Genomic DNA, 24,286 nt, shown 5'->3' with positions numbered 1-24,286 from the left:
GGACGGCCCGTACACGCCCGGAGGAGGACGGCCGCCGGACGCCCACGTCCAACGCCCATGCGGCCACCGCCGACCAGCGCCCGTGCCCACGGCCCGCACCTGGTGCGGCCCGCCGCGTGCGGCCGGTCAGGCCGGATCCGTACGCCTGGGCCCGGCGCCCAAACCGGCCGGAACCGACCGCGCCCCGACTCCCACCGCCCACACCGGACACCACCGCCACCCACGACCGGCGGACCACCCCCACACGGCCCGTCAAGCCAACACCACACGCGAGGCCAGGCGCCCACGGGCGACACGAGGTACGGGTCGGGGCATACGCCACCCGGGCACCCACGCGGCCCGCCGCCGATGCGGAGCGGGACCGCCCCGTGCGGCCGGTCAGGCCGAGGCCGCACGCGGAGCCCGGCGCCCACGGGCGAGAGCGGGTGCTACCCGCCGCCCGCAAGGACGGACCGCGCCCGGGCTTCGGCGCCCTCGGGCGAGAGGGGGTGCGGGCGGTCACGCCGGTGTCGCGACCGACGTCGAGGCGGCTGCGGCGATCGCGTCCTGGCGGCTGGCGAACACGGGAAGGCCGGAGCCGTCAGTGCCGGCCTTCAGCAGGCGTCTCGCCGACGACACGGTGGCCACCGCCGACAGCGCCACGCCGGCCTGGCCGCAGAGCCGGTGCGCCCTCAGCACAGCGCTGAGCGCCGCCGCGCTCACGACGGGCGTCCGGAGCTCGATCACCACGGCCTGGGGCAGGTAGGACCGGACGGCCTCCGCGAGCTTCTGCGACACCGTGGCCCGGTCGCTGATCGTGACGTCGCCGTGGAGAGTGAGGACCAGTACGCCACGGTCGAGCATGTGGGTGAGCACCATGAGCCATCCGATCACGGGGATTTTTAGGATTTGCCCCATTTAGGGGCTCGGCGGACGTCGCCGCAACACGCCACACCACAACCGGGGGAACCGCTCCCGCCCCCCGCGTCCCGACCTGCGCTTTCCGCGCTGCGCCGAGCGGGCGGAGGGGCCTCTCCGGCGAGAGCGGCCCGCGCAGGCGAAGCGACACCGCACCACTGGTCACCGTTCGCCCCGATTTCACAGCGCTGTATCCGGACTGTGATCCTCAAGTTCAGCTCAGATGGGGTGACGAACAGGTGCATGCGTCCTTATGGTCCTCACAAATCGAGAACGGTGGAGCAGGGGGCCACGGTCTCGGTGCGGGAGGAACACGCCGCGGCCCCGCGGGCGTCGAAGCCTTCCCCGGATCGTTGAAACAGAGGATGTCGCACCATGAAGCCCCGCAAGTCGGCCACGTTCGCGGCGATCACCGTGATCGCGGTCGCTCTCACCGCCACCTCCTGCAGCGGCGAATCCGGTTCCACGGCTGACGACCCGTCGGGCGCCCCGAGTTCCATGGACCGGCCCAAGCTCCCCACGTACAAAGTCGCGACGGATGTCTCGTTCGACTCCCCGACCCTGGCCAGGGCGCAGAAGGCGGGCAAGCTCGTGATCGGGGTCAAGGACGACCAGCCCTTCCTGGGCTACCAGGACAAGAACGGCCAGCGTTCCGGTTTCGACATCGAGATCGCCAAGATGGTCGCCGCGGACCTCGGCTTCGCGCCCCGTCTGATCCAGTTCAAGACGATCGACACCCGCAGTCGTGAAGCAGCGCTCGCCAATGGCGAGGTCGACCTGTACGTCGGCACGTACACGATCAACGACGAGCGCAAGAAGAAGGTCGGCTTCGCGGGGCCGTACTTCATGGCCGGCGCCGACCTGCTGGTCCGCAAGGACGACGGCACCATGGGCGGCCCGTACTCCCTGCAGGGCAAGACGGTCTGCTCGGTGAAGGGCTCGACGGCTCTGCGCGAGATCCAGAAGCCCGAGTACAACACACAGACGGTCGAGACCAACAAGTACGGCGAGTGCGTCCAGCGGCTGCTCGCCGGCGACGTCGACGCCGTGACCACGGACGACGCCATCCTGATGGGATACGCGGCCCAGGCGCCGGACAAACTGAAGGTCATCGGCAACCCGTTCACCGAGGAGCCGTACGGCATCGGTATGGACAAGGACGACACGGCGCTGCGCGAGGCGGTGACGGACGCGATCGAGGAGCACGACGCCAACGGCGACCACGAGAAGGCGTACGACGCGACGCTCGGTCTGTCCGGCTCCAAGTACGGCGGCGCGCCGCTCGTCGAGCGTTACTGACATACCGTCACAAAGGGGCGGCCACCCGGTCATCGGGTGGCCGCCCCTTCGTCGTACCCCGGCCGACGTCACGGGAGTACGCGTCCGCCCCGGCCGAGCGCGGCGCCGGCCGGGGCGGATCGGATGCGGCGGCGTCAGCCGAGGGTGGCGATCGCCTGGTTGAAGGTCGCCGAGGGACGCATCACCGCGGAGGCCTTGACCGCGTCCGGACGGTAGTAGCCGCCGATGTCGACCGGCGAGCCCTGGACGGCGATCAGTTCGTCCACGATGGTCCGCTCCTGCTCGCCCAGCGTCTTCGCCAGGCCGGCGAACGCCTCCGCGAGCTGCGCGTCGTCGGTCTGCTTGGCCAGCTCCTGGGCCCAGTACAGGGCCAGGTAGAAGTGGCTGCCGCGGTTGTCGATGCCGCCGAGCTTGCGGCTGGGCGACTTGTCCTCGTTCAGGAAGGTGCCGGTGGCGCGGTCGAGCGTCTCGGCGAGAACCTTGGCGCGGGCGTTGCCCGTGGTCGTCGCGAGGTGCTCGAAGCTGACCGCCAGCGCGAGGAACTCGCCCAGGCTGTCCCAGCGCAGGTAGTTCTCCTTGACGAGCTGCTGGACGTGCTTGGGGGCAGAACCGCCCGCACCCGTCTCGAACAGACCGCCGCCGTTCATCAGCGGCACGACCGAGAGCATCTTGGCGCTGGTGCCCAGCTCCAGGATCGGGAACAGGTCGGTCAGGTAGTCACGCAGGACGTTGCCGGTGACCGAGATGGTGTCCTCGCCGCGGCGGATGCGCTCCACGGACAGCTTGGTCGCCTCGACCGGGGAGAGGATGCGGATGTCCAGGCCCTCGGTGTCGTGCTCCGTCAGGTACTGCTTGACCTTCTCGATGAGCACGGCGTCGTGGCCACGGCCCTCGTCGAGCCAGAACACGGCCGGGACGCCGGTCGCGCGGGCGCGTGTGACGGCGAGCTTCACCCAGTCCTTGATCGGGGCGTCCTTGGTCTGGCACATGCGGAAGATGTCACCGGCGCCGACGACCTGCTCCAGCACCAGGTTCCCGGCGGCGTCGACGACGCGGACGGTGCCGGTGGCGGGGATCTCGAAGGTCTTGTCGTGGCTGCCGTACTCCTCGGCCTTCTGCGCCATGAGACCGACGTTGGGCACCGAGCCCATGGTCGACGGGTCGTAGGCGCCGTTGGCGCGGCAGTCCTCGATGACGGCCTGGTAGACACCGGCGTAGCTGCTGTCCGGGAGGACGGCGAGGGTGTCGGCCTCCTGGCCGTCCGGGCCCCACATGTGGCCCGAGGTACGGATCATCGCGGGCATGGAGGCGTCGACGATGACGTCGCTCGGGACGTGGAGGTTGGTGATGCCGCGGTCGGAGTCGACCATCGCGAGCGCCGGGCCCTCGGCGAGCTCGGCGTCGAAGGACGCCTTGATCTCGGCGCCCTCGGGCAGGGCCTCAAGGCCCTTGAAGATGCCGCCGAGGCCGTCGTTCGGGGTGAGGCCGGCCTTGGCGAGCACCGCGCCGTAGCGGGCGAAGGTCTGCGGGAAGAAGGCGCGTACGACGTGGCCGAAGATGATCGGGTCGGAGACCTTCATCATCGTGGCCTTCAGGTGCACGGAGAACAGCACGCCCTCCGCCTTGGCGCGGGCGACCTGAGCGGTGAGGAACTCGCGCAGGGCTGCGACGCGCATGACGGACGCGTCGACGACCTCGCCCGCGAGGACGGGCACCGACTCGCGCAGCACGGTGGTGGAGCCGTCGTCACCCTTGAGCTCGATGCGCAGGCTGCCGTCCTCGGCAGCGACCGCGGACTTCTCGGTGGAGCGGAAGTCGTCGACGCCCATGGTGGCGACGTTGGTCTTCGACTCGGCGGTCCACGCGCCCATGCGGTGCGGGTGCGTCTTGGCGTAGTTCTTCACCGAGGCGGGGGCGCGGCGGTCGGAGTTGCCCTCGCGCAGGACCGGGTTGACGGCGCTGCCCTTGACCTTGTCGTAGCGGGCGCGGATGTCGCGCTCCTCGTCGGTCTGCGGGTCGTCCGGGTAGTCCGGCAGCGCGTAGCCCTGCTCCTGGAGCTCGGCGACGGCAGCCTTCAGCTGCGGGATCGAGGCCGAGATGTTGGGCAGCTTGATGATGTTCGCTGCGGGCGTCTTGGCCAGCTCGCCGAGCTCGGCGAGCGCGTCGTCGATGCGCCGGCCCTCTTCGAGGTACTCGGGGAACTGCGAGATGATCCGTCCCGAGAGGGAGATGTCACGGGTTTCCACGGTGACACCGGCCGTCGAGGCGTACGCCTGGACCACGGGCAGGAACGAGTACGTCGCCAGGGCGGGCGCCTCGTCAGTGTGCGTATAGATGATGGTCGAGTCAGTCACCGGGTGCTCCGCTCTCCACGTCTGCAACATTGCTCGACATCAAGATATCTCGTGATCGGCCCCTGATCGACGCGGGGCCTGGTCTCGGCGTGCGGTCGGTCACCGGTGCTGCCCGTGGGCGTCGGTCCGGGCCTCCAGGGCGTGCAGCACCGCCACCATGTCCGCTCCGCCGTGCCCGAGGCGGCGGCCTCCTGAAGCAGGCCCGGCGCTCGATCGTCAGGGTCCACGACGAAGTCGACCACCGGCGAGGGCATTGTCCGAGGGCATCGTCACGGACGTAGGAGGCGGGACGTACGTGCTCAGGCCGCTCTATGGCATGGGTGAGTGGACGAACATGCGTGAGTGGACGAACGAGAACGCCGAGCGACTGACAGTGACCGTGTCTCGTCCGGTCTCCAACGAACAAGCGGAAGGGGCTCTCGTGACCGCACGCCCCGTCGGCCGCCCGGAGGCCCTGCTCGCCGCGTACGAGCACGAGCTGAGCCACTGCTTCCGCCGCCCTCGTCCACAGGCCCAACTGCCCCGCCCCGCATAGGGGAGTCACGTGCAGGAAGGCGAGACGCCCCTCTTCGCCCGCCGTGCCTGTACGCAGGACCTGCTCGTCACCCCCGGGCCGAGCGGGACGTGCGCGCCCTGACGGCCGTGGCGCGGGGGCTCGGTCCGTTTCGCGACGGGTGCGTCCGCACAGCGGACCGACGTCGTCCGCCCGGGCGGGCGGACGACGTCGCGAAGGGGGAGGTTCGGCCCTGACCCGCCGGGCGCCCTCCGTCCTACTTGACCGACCCGGCCATCACGCCCTGCACGAAGTGCCGCTGGAAGGCGAAGAAGACCACCAGGGGAACCACCAGGGAGAGGAACGCGCCCGGCGCCAGGACGCCGATGTTGCTTCCGAACTGCCGCATCTGGGACTGCAGGGCGACGGTCAGCGGCTGCGACCCGCTGTCCGCGAAGAGCAGCGCCACGAGCATGTCGTTCCAGACCCACAGGAACTGGAAGATGGCGAGACTCGCGATGGCCGGGCGGCCGAGCGGCAGCACGAGGCGCGAGAAGATGCGCCACTCGCTGCCGCCGTCCATCCGCGCGGCCTCCAGCATCTCGCGCGGGATCTCGGCGAAGTAGTTCCGCAACAGGAAGATCGCGAACGGGAGTCCGTAGGCGACGTGGAACAGGACGACGCCCGCGACGGTGCCGAACAGGCCGATGGCGCCGAACAGTTTGGCCACGGGCAGCAGGCCGATCTGGACGGGCACCACCAGCAGCCCGACGACGACCAGGAAGATCGCGTCACGGCCGGGGAATTCCAGCCAGGCGAAGGCGTATCCGGCGAGTGCGGCGATGCCGACGACCAGGAGCGTGGCGGGCACCGAGATCAGGACGGTGTTCCAGAAGGCCTCGGTGATGCCGGAGTCCTTCAGCAGCGCCGTGTAGTTGTCCAGGGACATCTGGGAGGGGTCGGTGAGCGCCGTCCACCAGCCGTCGGAGGCGTTGTCCCGTTCCGAGCGGAGGGAGGACAGGAGCAGCCCGGCGAGGGGCGTGATCCACACGAGGGCCACGACGATCAGCAGGGCCTGGACGACCCCGCTGTTCAGCCACGTGGCGAGGGCCCGCCGGCGCGGGGGGCGGCTCGGCGGGGCCGTGACCGCCGCGGCGGCGGGGGCCTCGGCGAGCGGCGGGCGCTCGATGGTGCTGTGGCCGCTCATGCTCCGCTCCTCTTGAACCGGCGGACGTTGAAGATCATCGCGGGGACGACCAGCAGGAGGAGCAGGACGCTGAGCGCACTGCCGAGCCCCTGGTCGTTGCCGCCGCCGAACGAGACCAGCCACATGCGGGTGGCGAGCACATTGGCCTCCTCCTGGACCGGTCCCGGTGCGATGATCCAGACGAGGTCGAAGACCTTCATCACATTGATCACCAGCGTCACGAAGACGACGGTGAGCACGGGGGCGAGCAGCGGCACGGTGATCTTGCGGAAGATCTGGCCCTCGGTGGCGCCGTCCATCCGGGCCGCCTCCAGGGCGTCCCGCGGGATGGCGGCGAGGCCCGCGCCGATCAGCACCATCGCGAAGCCGGTCCACACCCACAGATAGGCGCCGATCACCGCGGGGGTCACCAGGGCGGGCCCGAGCCAGTTCACGCCTTCGTAGGGTGCGGCGAAGTTCGAGGCGGGCAGCCGGACGGTGTAGGCCCCGTCGTCCAGGCCGGCGAAGCGGAACGATCCGTCCGCGGCCGTGGTCGTGGTGGCCGCGGTCCTGCCGTCGCGTACGGCCTCGACGGTCATGCCCGGCAGGCCCTTCTCGGCCGGGTCGACCTTGCCCTGCACACCGCCGCCGCCCGGGGCGAAGTCGAGATAGACGACTCCCCCGAGGCCGGCCGGGCCGGGCTCCCGTACGGCCGCGGCCTTCGCCCCGGCGGGCATGGCGTCCGGTGACACGCCCACGAAGCCGATGGTCACGGTCCGTCCGGGAGCCACGGCCTGCTCGGTGGTGTACGGGCCGCCCGCGCCTCCCGTCAGGCCCTGGTTCTCGCGCGCCCGGGCCGTCGGATAGGCGGCCGGGTCCTTGAACGTGTCGTGGACGCCGACGACGGCGGCGTTGAGCACGCCCCGGTCCGGGTCCTGCTCGTAGGCGAGCCGGAAGATGATGCCCGCGGCGAGGAAGGAGACGGCCATGGGCAGGAAGAGCACCAGCTTGAACGCGGTGGCCCAGCGCACCTTCTCGGTGAGCACGGCCAGGACCAGCCCGATGCCGGTCAGCAGGGCGGGGGCGACGACGACCCAGATCGTGCTGTTGCGAATGGCCTTGAGCGTGGCCGGATCGCTGAACATCTCGCTGTAGTTCGCGGCTCCGACGAACCGGTCCCCGCTCGCGTCGAACAGACTGCGTCCGACGGAGAACAGGACCGGGTAGACCACGAGCGCGCCGAGGAGCAGCAGGGCGGGCAGGACGAAGACGACGGCGAGCCGGCGTTTTCTGCGTTGCGCCCGGCGCCGCGGGTCCGCCGCGGCGCGGGTCTTGAGGGTGTCAGCCATGGGGCGGCCTCAGTTCCGGTAGGCCTTGGCGGCCGCGGCCTCGAGCTTCGCCGCGGTGGCCTTCGGGTCGGAGGGGTCGCGGAGGAAGTCCTGCAGGAGCTTCCACTCCCCCGCGCCCTTGGTGCCGCCGAAGGCGGCGGGCGCCTGGTCGGACATGTCGAAGCGGACCGAGTTGCCCGCGCCGATCAGCGACTCGGCGGTCTCACGGGCGATCTCGTCGCCGTACGCGTCGAGGCTGACGTCCTTGTTCGGGGACAGGAACCCGCCCGCGGCGGCCCACACCTCGGCGGCCTCGGGGGTCGCCAGGAACTCCAGCAGCCGCATGCCGGCGTCGGCGTTCTTGCCCTCCTTGAGGACCACCGCCGCGTCGCCGCCGCTGACGACCGGCGGCTGCCCGGCGCCGACCCCGGGGAAGGGGAAGAACTTGGCGTCCTCGCCCGGCTTCCTGCCGAACTCGTCCTTGGCCACGCCCGCGACGAAGTCGCCTTCGTAGACCATGCCCGCCTTCGGCTCGGGGCCGAAGACCTGCTCGACGGACGCCGGGAAGTCGGTGCGCAGCGCGCCCTGCGCGCCGCCGGCGACGAGCTGCTTGTCCTTGAACACCTCGCCCAGGGTGGTGAGCGCCTTGACGACGCTCTCGTCCGTCCACTTGATCTTGTGCTGGGCGAGCTGGTCGTACTTCTCGGGTCCGGCCTGGGAGAGGTACACGTTCTCGAACCAGTCGGTGAGCGTCCAGCCGTCCTCGCCGGCTATAGCGAAGGCGGGGCGGCCGGAGTCCGAGAGGGTGCGACCGGCCTCCAGCAGGCCCGTCCACGAGCTGGGCTCCGTGACGCCTGCCTGGGTGAACGCCTCGGGGCTGTACCAGACGGTCGACTTGTGCGCCGCCTTGAAGTAGAGGCCGTAGTAGTCGCCGCCGACGGTGCCGTAGTCCTTCCACACCGGGGCGAGGCCCGCCGACGCCGACTTCGCGGTCTTGTCCGACAGCGGGCGGAGCCAGCCCTCCTCGGCGAACTGCTTCAGTACGCCGACCTGCGGCACCATCACCACGTCGGGTGCGTTGCCGCCTTCGATCTTGCTCCCGACGAAGGTGGAGACGTTGTCGCCGGAGGGCACGAAGACGGTCTTGGCGCCGGTCTTCTCGGTGAAGGCGTCGAGCACCTTCTTGAAGTTCTTCTGCTCGCTGCCGGTCCAGACACCGGCCACGGTCACGGTCTGGCCGCTGAGTTCGCCGCCGCTCGCGGGTTCGGTCGTGCCGCCGCAGGCCGTCGCGGTCAGTGCAACGGCGAGGGCCGCCGACACTGTCGCCGCTGTCCGCCGGGTCGTCTTCACGGGTCGTCGCATGATGAGGGTCCTTCCGAGGGATGGGGCAGGTCAGGAGGTGGAGTCGGCCGTCCACCACGCGGCGGTCGCTCCGGGGAGCACACCGTCGGGGCAGGGGCCGCTGGAGAGGAGAGGGGTTCCTCCCGCGGGGGCGGGTACGGGCTCGGTGCCGAAGTTGACCGCGCAGATCAGGCCGTCGCCGCGGACCATGGCCAGCACGTGCGGGGGTGCGTCCAGCCAGCGGAGTGTGCCCTCGCCCAACTGCGGGAGACTGCGGCGCAGTTGCAGGCCCTCGCGGTACAGGTGCCAGAAGGAGCGGGTGTCGGCCAGGGCCCGGTCCGTGGCGTGCTCGGCGAACCACTCGGGCTGCGGCAGCCACGGCCGCGCCCCGGCCTCGCCCTGGCTGAAGCCGAACGGGGAGGCGTGGCCGGACCAGGGCAGCGGGACGCGGCAGCCGTCGCGGATGTGCTTGCGGCTGCCGGTGCGGTGGAAGATCGGGTCGGTGAGTACCTCGTCCGGCAGGTCGAGCACCTCGGGCAGTCCGAGCTCCTCCCCCTGGTAGACGTACGCCGCGCCGGGCAGCGCGAGCATCAGCAGGGCGGCGGCCCGGGCGCGGGCCGCGCCGAGTCCGCTGCCCTCGACGCCGGGTTCGCCCGCGTACCGGGTCACGGTGCGGACCTGGTCGTGGTTGTTGAGCACCCAGGTGACGGTGGAGCCGGTGCCGGCGATGTCGCGTATGGCCTCGTCGATCGTCGAGCGGAAGGCGTCGGCGTCCCAGGGGGCGCTGAGCAGGTCGAAGAAGAAGGCCTGGTGCAGTTCGTCGGGCCGGACGTACAGGGCGTGCTCGCGCGCGGTCGGTACGGAGACCTCGCCGACGAGCAGGCGGTCGCGCCCGTCCTGGGCGGCGTACTCCTCGCACACCGCGCGCCAGCGGCGCCACACGTCGTGCACCTCGGGCTGGTTCCAGGCGAGCGGGTTGACCGAGTCGCGGGCCCGCTCGTCGGCGGCGGGGTCGTCGGAGTCGGGCAGAGCGGCGTCCTTGTAGAGGCCGGCCGCCACGTCGATACGGAATCCGTCGACGCCCCGGTCGAGCCAGAAGCGCAGCACGCGCTCGAATTCGTCGCCCACGGCCGGGTGGCGCCAGTTGAGGTCCGGCTGCTCGGGGGTGAACAGGTGCAGGTACCACTCGCCGGGGGTACCGTCTGCGTCGGTGGTCCGGCTCCATGCGGGCCCACCGAACATGGCGCGCCAGTTGTTGGGCGGTTCGCTGCCGTCGGCGCCGCGGCCGGGGGCGAAGTGGAAGCGGGAGCGGGCGGGGCTGCCGGGGGTCGCGGCGAGGGCCTCGCGGAACCACGGGTGCTCGCTGGAGCAGTGGTTGGGGACGATGTCGAGGAGCAGCTTGAGCCCGAGCCTGCGGGCGTCGGCCACCAGCCGGTCGAACTCGTCGAGGTCGCCGTAGACGGGATCGACGTCGCAGTAGTCGGCGACGTCGTAGCCGTGGTCGTGCTGCGGCGAAGGATAGAACGGGCTGAGCCAGATGCCGTCGACGCCGAGCTTGCGCAGATAGGGGAGCCCGGCCCGGACGCCGGCCAGGTCGCCGATGCCGTCCCCGGTGCTGTCGAGGAAGCTGCGGACGTAGACCTGATAGATCACCGCGTCGCGCCACCACGGTTCGGGAGTCGTGGCGCTGCGGGAGGGGCGGCCGATGCCGGCCGGAAGCGTGCTGAGCATCTCGCGTCGACCTGTTTCTGCTGGATGCGAGGGCGCCCCGGATCGGGTGCGCTGTTATGCATGCATGTTAAGTAGCTATGACGGCCGAGTGTCAACGATGCGTCCAGAAAGAATCCCAAAACTGGGGTGATTTGACCACCTATGAACCCCTTTACAAGAGCCAGGGTCTACCTAACATGTAAGTAGGAGCCCTGGCCGGGGGAGGTGGGAGATGAGCTCAGCCCTTGCGGGAGATCGCTCCGAGCTCGCGTGCCAGGCGCTCGACCGCCTGCTCGGGTGTCCGGCGCAGTGCCATGACGTCCTGCGCGACCGCCTGCACGGCCAGGCTCACCTGGTCGTAGCGCGGCGACTTGGGACGCGGCTCGGCCGACAGCACACTGCGACGCAGCGTCGGCAGATACGGATGGGCGGCGATCAGCGCCGGATCCTCGTACAGCGCGGCGCGCACCGGCGGGAGCGACCCCTCGGTCAGCACCTGACGCTGGACCCGCTCGCTGGTGAGGTACGCGATCAGGTCAGCGGCCGACTCCGGGTGCCGCGCACGGCTGCTCACCGCCAGATTCGAACCGCCGAGCACGCTGGTGCCCGGGCCGTCGGGGCCGGGCAGGGGCACCACCCCGAACCGGCCGGCCACCTTCGAGCCCTCGGCGCTCGCGTCGGCGTACACATAGGGCCAGTTGCGCAGGAAGAGCAGCCGGCCGTCCTGGAAGGCCCGGCGCGACTCCTCCTCCTTGTAGCCGAGCGCGTCGCGGGCGATCCAGCCCTCGCGCACACCGTCCGCGAGGAAGGCGAAGGCGGCGCGCGCCGCGTCCGAGTCCACGGTGACCCGGTCGCCGTCGTCCCGCAGGATCGAGCCGCCCGCCGAGTGCACCGCCTCCGTCACATTGACGGTCAGCCCCTCGTACGGCAGGAACTGGCCCGCGTAACCGTCGAGGCCGTGACGGGGTGCGACGGTGCGGGCCTGACGTGCCAGTTCCGCCCAGGTGCGCGGTGGTTTCTCGCCGGCGCGGTCCAGGACGTCCTTGCGGTAGTAGAGCAGCCCGGCGTTGGTCACGTACGGGACCGCGTACAGCCGCCCGTCGAAGGTCGCGGTGTCCACGACGGGGCGCAGGAAGGTGTCCAGCGGGAAGCGGTCGCGCTCCAGCGGAGCGATCCAGCCCGCCGCCGCGAACTCCGACGTCCATGCCACATCGATGTTCAGCACGTCGAACCTGTCGCTGCCCGAGCGCAGTTCGCTGATCATCTGTGCCCGGGTCTCGTCGGCCGAGTCCGGCAGCTCGACCAGGGTGACCCGCTCACCGGGATGGTCCTCGTTCCAGTCCTCGAGCAGCGGCGGAAGGTAACCGGTCAGGTCACCGGCGGTCACCAGCGTCATCGGGCCCCGGCCGCCGGCGTCCGCTCCCCCGGCGTGCACGTCGGCGCCGACATGGCCGGCCAGCACCACCGCCGCGGCCAGGAGAGCCCTACCCGCGGCACGCATCCACCGCATAGGTTCCTCCCGGTGCACGATCCGGCTGCGCCGCCGACCATCGTGGCCTATATATACCCGTTAGGCATGGGCGATACTAGACGTCCAGGCACACCAAGGCCGGCGGCCGGTCCATCGGCCCGCTGCCCGGCCAACAGCAGACTATGCAGCGGGAGAGAGGGGGAGCGCGTGCGGCTGCCGCTCCTGGCGCTCCTCACCCGTGGCCCCGCACACGGTTACGAGCTCAAACAGGACCTTGAGAAGCTCCTGGGCGCCGCGTACCCTCAGCCGAATATCGGCCAGATATATGTCACTCTCGGCCGACTGGAGAAGAGCGGTCTGATCGCCGGCGAGGACGTCGAGCAGTCGGGTCGGCCCAACAAGCGCACGTACCGGCTCACCGATGCCGGGCGTGAGGCCGTGCTGGCCTGGTTCGATGAGACCGCCGACGAGCCACGGGTGCGGGACGAGTTCTTCATGAAGCTCGCGCTCGCGCCGCAGTCGGGGCTTGCCGACCCGATCGCCCTGATCAACAAGCAGCGTCGGCAGTACCTCAACACCATGCGGGAGCTGTCGAAGCTGGCCGTGTCCGAGGACCGGGACAACAAGGTCGCCCAGCTGCTGATCGAGGGCGCCATGCTGCATCTGCAGGCCGACCTGGACTGGCTGGAACGTTGTCAGGAGGAGCTGGAATGAGCGACGACGCCGCGGTTTCCGGCGAGCGCCGGGGATCGGGCGCGGCCGGCTCCGGTGGACGCGGCCGACCCGGCGGGCCGGTGGGCCACGGCGCCGAGGCGACCGGGGACGGGGCCGTGACCGGGCAGCAGCAGGCGAGTGCGGACGTGCCGGAGCCGGGTGCCGCTGGAGGCGGGCGGGAACGCGTCGCCGAGAGCGTCCGTTCCGCCCCGCCCTCGTCCGGGCCGGTGAGCGGCCCCATCGTGCGCGCCGAAGGACTGACCAAGACCCACTACGGCGAGGGCGCCGCGGTGCATGCCGTGCGCGGTGTGGACCTGACCGTTCAGCCTGGGGAATTCGTGGCGGTGACCGGTCCCTCCGGCGCCGGGAAGTCGACACTGCTGCATCTGATCGGCGGGCTGCAGCGCCCCGACAGCGGGAAGCTGTGGCTCGGCGGGGAGCGGGTCGACGAGTACCGGGAGGCCCGTTGGGCGGTGCTGCGCCGACGCAGCATCGGCATCGTGTTCCAGTTCTTCAACCTGGTCTCCAATCTCACCGTCGCCGACAACGTGGAACTGCCCGCGCTGCTGGCCGGGGCGTCGCCCAAGGCCGCGCGCGCCTCCCGCGCCGAGCTGCTGGCCGAGCTCGGGCTCGAAGGCCGGGAGAGGTCGATGCCCGGCGAGCTGTCCGGCGGCGAGCAGCAGCGCGTCGCGCTCGCCAGGGCGCTGGTCAACCACCCCGCCCTGCTGCTCGCCGACGAGCCGGCCGGCAGCCTGGACAGCAAGGGCACCCGGGAGGTGCTGCGGCTGCTGTCCCGGTTCCACCAACGCGGCCAGACGATCCTGATGGTCACCCATGACGCCCGGATGGCGAGCGCCGCCGACCGCGTCATCAGCTTCTTCGACGGGCGTATCGCCGACGACGCGGTGCTGGGCACCGGGCACCGCGCTCCGGGCGGCGGAGTGTCCGGCGTACTCGAACTGAGGGACTGAGAGTGCGCGCCACTCTGCGCTGGGCGCACGCCGACTTCCGGGCACACCGCGGTGAAGCCCTGTTCGTCGTCCTCGCCAGTGCCGGGATCATCGCCTCGCTGCTGCTGGCCGGTGCCCTGTTCGGTTACGCCGCCAACCCCTGGCAGCGGGTTTTCAACCAGTCCCAGGGCGCGCACATCTGGCTGCACACGCGCGGCGGCGCCGACACCGCCGCTCTGTCCCGGCTCGACGGCGTCGCCGCGCTCTCCGGTCCGTACCGCACCGCGACCACCACCGTCGAGTCGCGGGGCGCGCGGGCGGGTGTCGAACTGCGCGCGGCGGGGGTCAGGCCCCCCGACACGGGCCGGCCACTGGTCACGTCGGGCCGCTGGCTCGCCCCGTCGGACGACGGCGGCCCGGGCGCGGTCGTGCTGGAGACGTCGGTGGCCAGGGCGCTGTGGGCGGAGCCGGGCGACACGCTGCGCGTCACGGCACCGGACGGACCGGCGAGCACCCTGCGGGTCGTCGGGGTCGCGGAGGCGGCGGAGCCGCGTTACCGGCCGGGCGGCGAACCCGGCATCGGCTGGGTGCTGCCCCGCGCCCTCGACGCCGTCGCCCCCGGCGCGAGCGGACAGACCGTGGGGCTGCGGCTGGACGACCCGGACGACACCGACTTCCTCGTGCAGCGCGCGGTGACGCTCCTGGGCGCGGACCGGGTCTCGCAGGTCGCCAAGTGGCAGCAGGCGCGGGCCGAGGCCGCCGGTGACGACCGGCTGCTGGGGCAGTTGTTCGCCGTGTTCGGTCTCGGCGCGCTGCTGGCCGCCGCTCTGGCCGCGTCCGGGGCGATCGCCGCCCGAGTACGCGCGCAGCTCAGGGACATCGCGGTGCTCAAGGCCGTCGGGTTCACCCCGGGGCAGGTGGTGCGCGGCTTCCTTGTCCAGCACCTGGCCTTCGCGCTGCTGGGTGTAGCACTCGGCACCGTGGCGATCGCCCTGCTGGGGTCCCGCATTCCGGGGCGTATCGGTGACGCGGTGGCTCTGTGGCAGGACCTGCCCGGTCACACGGCCCTGATGATCGGCGTGCCGTGCGGTGCGGTCCTGCTCATCGCGGTCGCCACCGGCCTCGCGGCCTGGCGGGCCGGGCGTGTGCCACCGGTCCCGGTGGCCCGTGCGGCGCTGCCGACCGCCGCGCCGATGACCGCGCTCGGCAGACGGGCACTCGGTATGCGGATGCCGCCCGCGCTGGTGCTGGGGACGCGCGCCGCGTTCTCGCGCCGGGGCGGTGCGTTGGTGGCCGTGCTCCGGCTGGCGCTCCCACTGGTCCTGATCACCGTGGCGCTCGTCGCCTGGTCCACCCTGGACCAGTTCCGCAGCCATCCCGACCGGGTGGGCCTGCCGGCGGCGCTGACCGTGCGGGCCGAGCAGCCCGGCGGTCCGGCGGACGCGGAACTGGAGCGCATCCTCGCGGGCGTCGACGACGTCGCCGCCGTTCATCCCGGTGTGGAGACGGCGGCCCTGGTGCCGGGGCAGACGGGCACCATCACCCTGCGTGGGCTCGGCACCGCTCATGAGCCGTACCCCCTCGCGGTGGTGGAGGGCCGGCCACCCGGAGGTCCGGACGAAGCGGTCGCCGGCCAGGGGCTGCTGGATCTGCTCGGCGTACGGGTGGGCGACTGGGTGCGGATGACCGTCGAGGGACGGCCACAGATCCTCCATGTCGTCGGCCGCAGCATCGAACCGGAGTCCAGCGGCCGGATCATCTCCACGACCGTCGACACCCTGCGCGAACGCGACCTCGGCCTGCGGCCCGGGTTCCACGCCCTGGTGCTGCGCGACGGCGCCGACCCGCGCGCGGTGAGCGCGGAGCTCGCCGAGGCGGGCGGCGGCGCGCTGGAGATCCGCGAGACCCCGAACCCCGCGGACCGCCTGGAACCGGCGCGCGCGGTGATCGCTGCGCTGATCGTGGTGCTCGCACTGATCGGCCTGATCGAGTTGCTGACCCTGATCGGCACGGGCGTACGCGAGCGGGGCCGTGATCTGCTCGCCCTCAAGGCCATCGGTCTGACACCCCGGCAGATCGGCGCGGTGATCGTGACGACGGCGTGCCTGACGGCCCTGCTCTCCGCCGTGCTCGGGACGGCGGTCGGTGCCGTGGCGGGCACGCGTCTGGTGGACGCCCAGGGCGCGGCCGGCGGGATGGGTGCGGGCATCGCGCAGATGCCGCCGCTGCCCGTGCTGGTGGCGCTGGTCGCCGCGGCGGTGCTCGGTGCGACGGCTGCGGCCTCGGTGCCGGCGACCCGCACGGCCCGCCGCAGGCTGGCGGATTCGCTGAGCGAGACGCTCTGACCGGAGCGGGACGCCGGGGTCGCCGACGGGACGCCGAGGTGCGCCGACGGGACGCCGGGGCGCGCCGACCGTGCGTCAACACCCCTGTGCGGCAAGGGGCATCGCCACTGCCGACAGCTCGCGCGCAGAGCAGCTCACGGTGTCGCGGCCCGCGCGAGCGGTTGGCGCCCCGCAGGAACCGGTCCGGCCCGCGCGGACGCAGTGGCCCGTCGCCCCCGTGCCGGCAGCGAGTTGCTCGGATTTCTTACTCGGGGATAGGCCCGAGCGGGGCTCTTACTATACGGTCCGTCTAACAAGCGGCGGGTCGAATCGGTGACCCCTCGCAGCGCCCCTGCGCGCCTCCACGCACCAGCGAGCAAGGACCACCACCACTCGAACCGAGGAGCCCCAGCATGGCAAGCAGCACCGTAGGGCCGGAGATCCAGGAGCGCGGGGTCCCCGAGGACGACGTCGCCCGGCGCCTGCTCGACTCGGCCGCGACGCTGTCGTACGACCCGGTCACGGAGGTCGACTGGGAGACGCCGCTGGACAAGGACTTCCACGGCGCGAGCCCGGAGTGGAGCACGCTCTACGGCACGGCGTACTGGCGCGAGATGAGCGATGCGCAGCGCAAGGAGCTGACGCGGCAGGAGGCCGCGTCGGTCGCGAGCACCGGCATCTGGTTCGAGATGATCCTGCAGCAGATGGTGCTTCGCGACATCTACGCCAAGGATCCGACGCAGGCCCACTTCCAGTGGGCGCTCACCGAGATCGCCGACGAGTGCCGGCACTCGATCATGTTCGCCCGGGGTGCGAAGAAGCTGGGCGCACCGGCGTACCGCCCGCACCGGCTCGCGGTCGAACTGGGCAGGGCCTTCAAGACAGTTGCCTTCGGTGAGGCGGCGTACGCCGCGATCCTGGTCGCCGAGGAGGTCCTCGATGTCATGCAGCGGGACTGGATGCGTGACGAGCGGGTCGTGCCCTTCGTCCGCACGATCAACAACATCCATGTCGTCGAGGAGTCGCGGCACATGAAGTTCGCCCGCGACGAGACGCGCAAGCGCCTCGCGAAGGCCGGCCGGCTGCGTCGCCAGATCCACGCCTTCGTCATCGCCGTCGCGTCCTACGTCATCGTCACCAGCATGGTGAACAAGGACGTCTACGCCAACGCCGGGCTCGACAGGAAGCGCGCCGTCGGTGAGGCGAAGGCCAACGAGCACCACAAGTCCCTGATGCGTTCGAGCTGTGCCGGGCTCATGGAGTTCCTGGCCTCTGCCCGTCTGCTCACCAAGCCGGCCCTGATGTTCTACAAGCGCGCCCACCTCATCTGACGGAGCCGCGCGCCATGCCCCACCGAGCCGCGCCATGTCCTACCGAGCCGACCGAGCCGAGCCAAACCGAGCTGACGACATGACCTTCGCCATCACCCAGACGTGCTGCAGCGACGCCACGTGCGTCGCCGTGTGCCCGGTCAACTGCATCCATCCCACCCCGCAGGAGCGGGACTTCGGCAGCACGGAGATGCTGTACATCGATCCGACGACGTGCATCGACTGCGGCGCCTGTGCCGACGCCTGCCCGGTGGATGCCGTCTTCCCGGTGGACAGCCTGTCCGGCACGCAGCAGGAGTACGCCGCGATCAACGCGGCGTACTTCGAGAACAGGGAGCCCGAGCCCGCCGGCGACGGCCCCACCTTCCACTCCTGGGGCGAGCCGACGTTCGAGCGCAGCCTGCCGTCCGACTTCGCGCCGATCCGGGTCGCGGTCGTCGGCACCGGCCCGGCCGGCATGTACGCCGCCGAGGACCTGCTGCTGCACACCAACGCCGAGGTGACGCTTCTCGACCGGCTGCCGGTGGCCGGCGGCCTCGTGCGGTACGGCGTCGCGCCCGACCACCCGGCGACCAAGAAGGTCGGCGACATCCTCGGACGGTTCCACTCCCATCCCCGCGTACGGATGCACCTGGGCCTTGAGGTGGGCCGGGACATCACCGCGGAGGAGCTGGCCGCGCACCACGACGCGGTTGTCTACGCCGTGGGCGCCTCCACCGACCGCCGGCTCAAAATCCCGGGCGAGGATCTGCCCGGCAGCATCTCCGCGACCGCGTTCGTCTCCTGGTACAACGCCCACCCGGAGGTCTCCCCCGAGGCGATCGAGCTGTCCGCCGAGCGCGTGGTCGTGGTCGGCAACGGCAACGTCGCCCTCGACGTGGCCCGGATCCTCGTCTCGGACCCGGACGCACTGGCCGGAACAGACATCGCCGACCACGCGCTGACGGTGCTGCGCGCGGCGAAGGTGCGCGAGGTGGTGCTGCTCGGGCGCCGAGGCCCCGAGGACGCGGCGTACACGAGGTCCGAACTGCTCGCCCTCAAGCACCTGGACGGTGTGGAGCTGGTCGTCGACGACCACGATCCGCGGACCGGTGCCACGATCGACGCGGCCGGGCCCAAGGACAAGGCCGCGGTGCTGCGGGGGGTGACCCGCGACACCGTCGACTGGTCGCTCCCGCCCGCGTCGGGGCGGCGCATCGTGTTCCGGTTCCATTCCGCGCCGGTGGAGGTGCTCGGCGACGGCACCGTCCGTGCCGTGCGCGTCACAGGGGTTTCCGGAGAGCAGGAGGTGCCCGTCGGCATGCTGCTGCGGGCGGTCGGTTACCGCGGTGTGCCGGTCGCCGGGCTGCCGTTCGACGAGGCCACGGGCACCGTCCCGCACGAGCGGGGACGGGTGGCCGGCCGGCCGGGGACGTACGTCGTGGGCTGGATCAAGCGCGGCCCCTCGGGCGGCATCGGCGCCAACCGCGCCTGCGCCGCCGAGACGGTCGGCACGCTGCTCGCCGACGCCGTCGACGGCTCGCTTCCCGCGCCGACGGCCCGACCGAAGGCGTTCCACCGGCTGGCCCGGCACCGCAACCGTCAGGTCGTCGACGCACGCGGCCTGGCCGCCATCGACCGCGCCGAGGTGACGCGTGGCCGCCGTGACGGCCGGCCGCGGGTGAAGCTGGCGACGGTGGGCGAACTGGTGGCGGCGGCGAAGGGCGTCCGCCGGTCGCTGCCACGCTGAAGCACCCGGTGCGCGTGGGCGGGAGACGTGGGCGGGAGACGTGAGCGGGGAATTCGTCACGGCACTGAACGGCACGACGCCGGAACGAAACTGGGTGAATCGCTGCATTCTTCCCCACCTTGACTTCCGACAGCGACCTGCTCCGCGTCCCGGTGTGACCACGGGCACGGTCACAGCATCCCGCTCGGGCGGCACCGCGTGAATGATCGAAAAGGCGGGGGGTTAGCATATGAGCACCGCCTAGCTCGAAAGATAATCCTGTGACTGTCAACGAGGACTCGTTCACCAACTGGAAGACCCGCGAGGAGATCGCGGAGTCGATGATCCCGATCATCGGGAAGCTGCACAGGGAGCGGGACGTCACCGTCCTGCTTCACAGCCGCTCCCTGGTGAACAAGTCGGTCGTCAGCATCCTCAAGACCCACCGATTCGCCCGTCAGATCGCGGGTGAGGAACTCTCGGTCACCGAAACGCTGCCCTTCCTGCAGGCGCTCACCACGCTCGATCTCGGCCCTTCCCAGATCGACATCGGCATGCTCGCCGCGACGTACAGGACCGACGACCGCGGTCTGACGGTGGCGGAGTTCACCGCCGGGGCCGTCGCCGGCGCCACGGGTGCCGGCAAGATCGAGCGCAGCGAGCCGCGCGATGTCGTCCTCTACGGGTTCGGCCGCATCGGCCGCCTCGTCGCCCGCCTGCTCATCGAGAAGACCGGCTCCGGCAACGGCCTGCGACTGCGCGCCATCGTCGTCCGTCAGGGCGGCGAACAGGACATCGTCAAGCGTGCCTCGCTGCTGCGCCGCGACTCCATCCACGGCCAGTTCCAGGGCACGATCACCGTCGACGAGGCGAACAGCACGATCATCGCCAACGGCAACGAGATCAAGGTGATCTACGCGGGCGACCCGTCGGAGGTCGACTACACGGCGTACGGCATCAAGAACGCCATCCTCATCGACAACACCGGCAAGTGGCGCGACCGCGAGGGCCTGTCGAAGCACCTGCGCCCGGGCATCGACAAGGTCGTCCTGACCGCGCCGGGCAAGGGCGACGTCCCCAACATCGTGCACGGCGTCAACCACGACATGATCAAGCCGGACGAGCAGATCCTGTCCTGCGCGTCCTGCACCACCAACGCCATCGTGCCGCCGCTGAGGGCGATGGCGGACGAGTACGGCGTCCTGCGGGGCCACGTGGAGACCGTCCACTCGTTCACCAACGACCAGAACCTGCTGGACAATTACCACAAGGCCGACCGCCGCGGCCGCTCCGCGCCGCTCAACATGGTCATCACCGAGACCGGTGCCGCGTCCGCCGTCGCCAAGGCGCTGCCCGACCTGAAGGCGCCGATCACCGGCAGCTCGATCCGCGTCCCGGTGCCGGACGTCTCGATCGCGATCCTCAGCCTGCGCCTCGGCCGCGAGACCACGCGCGACGAGGTCCTCGACTACCTCCGCAACGTGTCGCTGACCTCGCCGCTCAAGCGTCAGATCGACTTCATCACCGCCCCTGACGCGGTGTCGAACGACTTCATCGGCTCGCGCCACGCCTCGATCGTCGACGCCGGCGCGACCAAGGTCGACGGCGACAACGCGATCCTCTACCTGTGGTACGACAACGAGTTCGGCTACTCCTGCCAGGTCATCCGCGTCGTCCAGCATGTCTCCGGGGTGGAGTACCCGACCTACCCGGCCCCGGCGGTCTGATCTCGCCGGACTGACCGGCCCGGTGTCCCGGTCGGCGGACCGGGGGTGGGAGAGCAACTGATGCCGCATCAGTTGCTCTCCCACCGCCGTCGGCACTCGCACCGGCCACCCGGCGTCTTGCACAACGGAGTTGATGAGCGCGGTGACGTGCGTCCCGGGGGACGAACGGGCATCGCGCAGGGCGAGCACGGAGCGGATCTCGGCCAGGCCTGGAACGGACGGGACCTTCGCGGGCAGGGGCATCAGGACGGCCTCGATTTTCCGGCCCGAGCGCGGTTCGGCACCGTGTTACGAACAGATGGCACGGCCCGCACCGGGCGACCGCACGATGGTGAGGGGGGTGCAACGGGCTCCTTACGGACGGGAAATGGCGTGCTGACGGTCGTTGTCTAGCGTCGGTCGGGTGACGGGGAACGCCAAGCCGGGGATCGGCCGCATCGCACGTTTACTGCCCGGTTGGAGGACCATCCGCGGGCGGGTGGCCGTCGTGCTGGCCGTGCCGACGTGTCTGCTGCTCGCACTCACCGGGCTCGCGGTCGCGGATCGCGCCGCCGACTGGTCCGCGGCGCGGGAGACCCGGAAACGGGTGGACCTCGTACTCCAGGTCCAGGCGCTCGTACACGATCTGCAACGTGAACGTGGGCTCACCAACGGGCTGTTGGGCGGTGCCAGCCGGTACCGCGACGACGTCGACGGGCAGCGCCTGCGCTCCGACAAGGCCGGTGCCGCCCTCGCCGCGCTGCTCGCCGAGGGTGACAACGATCCCGGGACCGCGTCCGCGGTGGAGGGAGCCCGGGCGCGGCTGACGGAGCTGGCCGCCGTACGGGCCGAGGTCGACGACGGGTCCGCGGACCGTGCCGCCACCCTGCGTTTCTACACCTCCGCCATCACCGCGCTGATCAAGGCGCAGTCGGCGGACGGAGACGACGCGGCGCGCGGCGACAGGGCGCTGGCGGACGGGATGGACGCGCTCCAGGCGCTCGCCGACATCGAGGAATCCGTGGCGCTGGAGCGCGGCTCGCTCAACGGGGTGTTCGCGGCGGGGCGCTTCAGAGGCGGTGAGTATCTGGCGTTCACCGAGGTACGGGCCGCCCGGGTCGCCGCCCTCGGGCAGTACGCGCAGTCGGCCACCGAGGCCCAGCGGGGGGCGCTCGACCGTGCGTTCGCGACCCGCGACGCCAAGCGGGCCACCGGCCTGGAGAAACGCGCGGCGGCCGGCGGGGACGGGTCCCGGCTGAACGTCGACCCGGATGTGTGGTGGCGGTCGATGACCGTGCTCGTCGACGACCTGCACGCCGTCCAGCGGAGCGTCGGCACGGACGTGCGGGACAGGGCAGGGCAGCTCAGCGATGACGCGACCGGCCAGCTCGGGGGCTTCCTCGGCCTCGGAGTGCTGATCGTCGCGCTAGCCACCGCCCTCGCCGTACTCTCGGCCCGCTCCATCACACGCCCGCTCGGCGCACTCGCCCAGGAGGCGGACGAGGTGGCAGGCGCCCGCCTGTCCGAGGCGGTCCTGCGCATTCAGCGGGCCGACCCGCACGACACCGCCGCCCGCCTCACACTCGAGCCGCCCGAACCACGGCCGGAGCCCGAATTCCACGACGGCGCGCAGGAGATCGCCCTGCTCGCCGCGGCCCTTCACAATGTCGAGCGGACGGCTGTCGGCCTCGCCGCCGAGCAGGCGGTCCTCCGACGCAACACCTCCGAGTCGCTCGCCAACCTCGGGCGCCGCAACCAGAGTCTGCTCCGCCGCCAGCTCGGCCTCATCACCACGCTGGAGAGTCAGGAGGTCGACCCGGACGCGCTCGCCGAGCTCTTCGAGCTCGACCACCTCGCCACCCGGATGCGCCGCAACGCCGAATCGCTGCTCGTGCTCGTCGGCGAGCACGCGCCGCCGCGTACGTGGACGGGCACGGTCGGTGCGCTGGAGGTCGTGCAGTCAGCGGTGTCGGAGGTCGAGCAGTACCAGCGGGTGGCGGCCGTGGACGTCGAGCCGTGCCGGATCCGCGGCCACGCGGTCGCCGAACTGTCCCACCTCCTCGCCGAGTTGATCGAAAACGCCCTCGTCTTCTCACCGCCGCACATCCCCGTCGAGGTGTACGGCTGGCGCGACGGAGCCGAGTACTGCCTCGCCGTCGTGGACCGCGGCGTCGGCATGACCGCCGAGGCGCTGGCCCGCTCCAACGCCCGTCTCTCCGGCAAGCAGAGCTTTCTCGTCGCACCCACCCGCTTCCTCGGCCACTACGTCGTCGGGCGGCTCTCCGCCCGCCTCGGCGCGCAGGTCGAGCTCCGCGAGACCGACGGCTCCGGCATCACCGCATACGTGGCCCTGCCGCCCGCGCTGCTCGCCGCCCCCGCCCCCAACGACCAACCACCGGGCAAGGACCAGATCAGGTCCATGCTCAGCGGCTTCCGCGAGGGCGTCGCCCGCGGCGCGGCAGCCGGAAAGGACAGCGCATGACCCTGACGACCGGCACCCCGCTCACCGGCGAGGCACAGAACTTCAATTGGCTCATCGCCGAATTCGTACGGACCGTCCACGGTGTAGCCGACGCGGTCGCCGTCTCGTCCGACGGGCTGCTCCTGGCTGCCTCCGATTCCCTGGGCCGCGACCGCGCCGACCACCTGGCCGCCGTCGTCTCCGGCATCACGAGCCTCGCCCTCGGCGCGGCCCGGGCCAACGGCCGGCACGGCGGCGGGGGTGTGAGGCTGGTGATGATCGAGATGTACGGCGGCTTCCTGCTGGTCACCACGGTCCGGGACGGCAGCTGTCTGGGCGTGGTCGCGGCGGAAGGCAGCGACGTCGGCATGATCGGCTACGAGATGGGGGCGCTGTCCGACCGCGTGGGCGGCCTGCTCACGCCGCAGCTGGTCACCGAACTCCAGGTGGTCGCTACGCGCTGATGCGCGTCTTCCTGGCGGCGGGGACAACCTCGTCGCAATCAGCCTGTGCGTCGGCCTGTACGCAGTCTTGCGATGTTCTCGGCGGAGCTGCGGCGCAGTGCGATCTGGACTTTTCTGGCGCCGGCCACCCTGGCCCGCTCGATCACCTCGTCGACGAGGGCCGAGCCGAGTCCGAGGGCTTGATGGTCCGGGCCGACCGCGAGAAGCAGAACGTGCGGTAGTCGTCCTCGGCGTACGAAATCACGCAACCGCGTACCCGCCCGTCGTACCGAGCCACTGGCAGCGCGACAGCTCCTGCCGTACCGAGCCGGCTCCGCGGCTACGCCGTATGCGCGGCGCGCTCGGGGGACGACGTCCCGTCACCGGCCGCTGGGCCGCGCCGCTCCGCGGCGAGGTGCTGCAGCGCACCACCGCCTTCGGCCACTACGACGACGGACTCGTCCTGGCCCTGGAGAAGCGCACGGCGCGTGATGCGTGGCACGGTGTGTACCTCGTCGTGAAAACCGGTTGACCCACCGCACGAACCGCCACCCGCGGGCGGTGAGCCCG

General features: G+C 71.3%; 19 protein-coding genes. 11 read left to right on the top strand and 8 right to left on the bottom strand.

Translation table 11 applies throughout. The annotated features are described in order from the left end of the window. Positions 1-498 precede the first annotated feature (498 nt). Positions 499-873 (bottom strand): hypothetical protein, encoded by a 375-nt coding sequence (locus J7E88_RS19315; protein ID WP_215182715.1) that lies wholly within the window; start codon positions 871-873, stop codon positions 499-501. A 399-nt stretch (positions 874-1,272) separates the two neighbouring features. Between J7E88_RS19315 and J7E88_RS19310 the strand changes: the two genes are divergently transcribed. After that, a complete protein-coding gene (locus tag J7E88_RS19310) occupies positions 1,273-2,196 on the top strand; it encodes a glutamate ABC transporter substrate-binding protein (protein ID WP_215182713.1) in 924 nt (307 codons plus the stop codon). A gap of 134 nt (positions 2,197-2,330) precedes the next feature. On the opposite strand, the gene J7E88_RS19305 is transcribed toward J7E88_RS19310, so the two are convergent. After that, the gene (locus J7E88_RS19305; RefSeq protein WP_215182710.1) at positions 2,331-4,550 is read right to left on the bottom strand and encodes an NADP-dependent isocitrate dehydrogenase; all 2,220 of its coding nucleotides are present in this window, start codon (positions 4,548-4,550) and stop codon (positions 2,331-2,333) included. Between the two features lie 295 nt (positions 4,551-4,845). Here J7E88_RS19305 and J7E88_RS19300 point away from each other — a divergent pair, with 295 nt between their 5' ends. Continuing rightward, on the top strand, positions 4,846-5,085 hold the full coding sequence (locus J7E88_RS19300) for a hypothetical protein (RefSeq protein ID WP_215182708.1): 240 nt from the start codon (positions 4,846-4,848) through the stop codon (positions 5,083-5,085). Between the two features lie 235 nt (positions 5,086-5,320). Here J7E88_RS19300 and J7E88_RS19295 read toward each other — a convergent pair whose 3' ends face one another. The 5 genes from J7E88_RS19295 to J7E88_RS19275 form a co-directional block, all read right to left on the bottom strand. After that, complete coding sequence (locus tag J7E88_RS19295) at positions 5,321-6,250, bottom strand: carbohydrate ABC transporter permease (RefSeq protein ID WP_251022875.1); 930 nt, start codon at positions 6,248-6,250, stop codon at positions 5,321-5,323. After that, on the bottom strand, positions 6,247-7,578 hold the full coding sequence (locus J7E88_RS36805) for a carbohydrate ABC transporter permease (protein ID WP_215182706.1): 1,332 nt from the start codon (positions 7,576-7,578) through the stop codon (positions 6,247-6,249). The genes J7E88_RS19295 and J7E88_RS36805 overlap by 4 nt, the downstream gene beginning before the upstream one ends. Positions 7,579-7,587: 9 nt before the next feature. Further along, entirely contained in the window at positions 7,588-8,919 is a 1,332-nt protein-coding gene (locus J7E88_RS19285; protein ID WP_215182704.1) for an ABC transporter substrate-binding protein, read from the bottom strand. 30 nt (positions 8,920-8,949) lie between these two features. Beyond that, a complete protein-coding gene (locus tag J7E88_RS19280) occupies positions 8,950-10,629 on the bottom strand; it encodes a glycoside hydrolase family 13 protein (RefSeq protein WP_215182702.1) in 1,680 nt (559 codons plus the stop codon). Between the two features lie 217 nt (positions 10,630-10,846). After that, a complete protein-coding gene (locus tag J7E88_RS19275; RefSeq protein ID WP_215182700.1) occupies positions 10,847-12,118 on the bottom strand; it encodes an ABC transporter substrate-binding protein in 1,272 nt (423 codons plus the stop codon). A 168-nt stretch (positions 12,119-12,286) separates the two neighbouring features. Between J7E88_RS19275 and J7E88_RS19270 the strand changes: the two genes are divergently transcribed. The 8 genes from J7E88_RS19270 (at position 12,287) to J7E88_RS19235 (ending at position 23,737) form a co-directional block, all read left to right on the top strand. Beyond that, positions 12,287-12,793 (top strand): PadR family transcriptional regulator, encoded by a 507-nt coding sequence (locus J7E88_RS19270; RefSeq protein WP_215182698.1) that lies wholly within the window; start codon positions 12,287-12,289, stop codon positions 12,791-12,793. A 227-nt stretch (positions 12,794-13,020) separates the two neighbouring features. Then, on the top strand, positions 13,021-13,764 hold the full coding sequence (locus J7E88_RS19265) for an ABC transporter ATP-binding protein (protein WP_215182838.1): 744 nt from the start codon (positions 13,021-13,023) through the stop codon (positions 13,762-13,764). A gap of 2 nt (positions 13,765-13,766) precedes the next feature. Next, the gene (locus tag J7E88_RS19260) at positions 13,767-16,088 is read left to right on the top strand and encodes an FtsX-like permease family protein (protein ID WP_215182697.1); all 2,322 of its coding nucleotides are present in this window, start codon (positions 13,767-13,769) and stop codon (positions 16,086-16,088) included. A gap of 392 nt (positions 16,089-16,480) precedes the next feature. Beyond that, positions 16,481-17,398 (top strand): diiron oxygenase, encoded by a 918-nt coding sequence (locus tag J7E88_RS19255; protein WP_215182695.1) that lies wholly within the window; start codon positions 16,481-16,483, stop codon positions 17,396-17,398. A 79-nt stretch (positions 17,399-17,477) separates the two neighbouring features. Further along, positions 17,478-19,127: an FAD-dependent oxidoreductase gene (locus J7E88_RS19250; protein ID WP_215182693.1), complete on the top strand. Its 1,650-nt coding sequence runs from the start codon at positions 17,478-17,480 to the stop codon at positions 19,125-19,127. 260 nt (positions 19,128-19,387) lie between these two features. Beyond that, positions 19,388-20,833 (top strand): glyceraldehyde-3-phosphate dehydrogenase, encoded by a 1,446-nt coding sequence (locus J7E88_RS19245; protein ID WP_215182691.1) that lies wholly within the window; start codon positions 19,388-19,390, stop codon positions 20,831-20,833. 403 nt (positions 20,834-21,236) lie between these two features. After that, complete coding sequence (locus tag J7E88_RS19240) at positions 21,237-23,294, top strand: ATP-binding protein (protein ID WP_308307546.1); 2,058 nt, start codon at positions 21,237-21,239, stop codon at positions 23,292-23,294. Then, complete coding sequence (locus J7E88_RS19235; protein ID WP_215182687.1) at positions 23,291-23,737, top strand: roadblock/LC7 domain-containing protein; 447 nt, start codon at positions 23,291-23,293, stop codon at positions 23,735-23,737. Before J7E88_RS19240 ends, J7E88_RS19235 begins: the two co-directional genes overlap by 4 nt. 38 nt (positions 23,738-23,775) lie before the next feature. Here the strand turns inward: J7E88_RS19235 and J7E88_RS37460 are convergent, their stop codons facing one another. Next, entirely contained in the window at positions 23,776-23,985 is a 210-nt protein-coding gene (locus J7E88_RS37460) for a GNAT family N-acetyltransferase (RefSeq protein ID WP_215182685.1), read from the bottom strand. Between the two features lie 80 nt (positions 23,986-24,065). Here J7E88_RS37460 and J7E88_RS19225 point away from each other — a divergent pair, with 80 nt between their 5' ends. Continuing rightward, complete coding sequence (locus J7E88_RS19225; RefSeq protein WP_215182683.1) at positions 24,066-24,248, top strand: hypothetical protein; 183 nt, start codon at positions 24,066-24,068, stop codon at positions 24,246-24,248. Positions 24,249-24,286: the final 38 nt, after the last annotated feature.

This window comes from Streptomyces sp. ISL-10, assembly GCF_018614575.1.
GTDB lineage: Bacteria > Actinomycetota > Actinomycetes > Streptomycetales > Streptomycetaceae > Streptomyces.
Note: the sequence above shows the minus strand (reverse complement) of the source record. Positions and strands in the feature narration are given on the sequence as shown.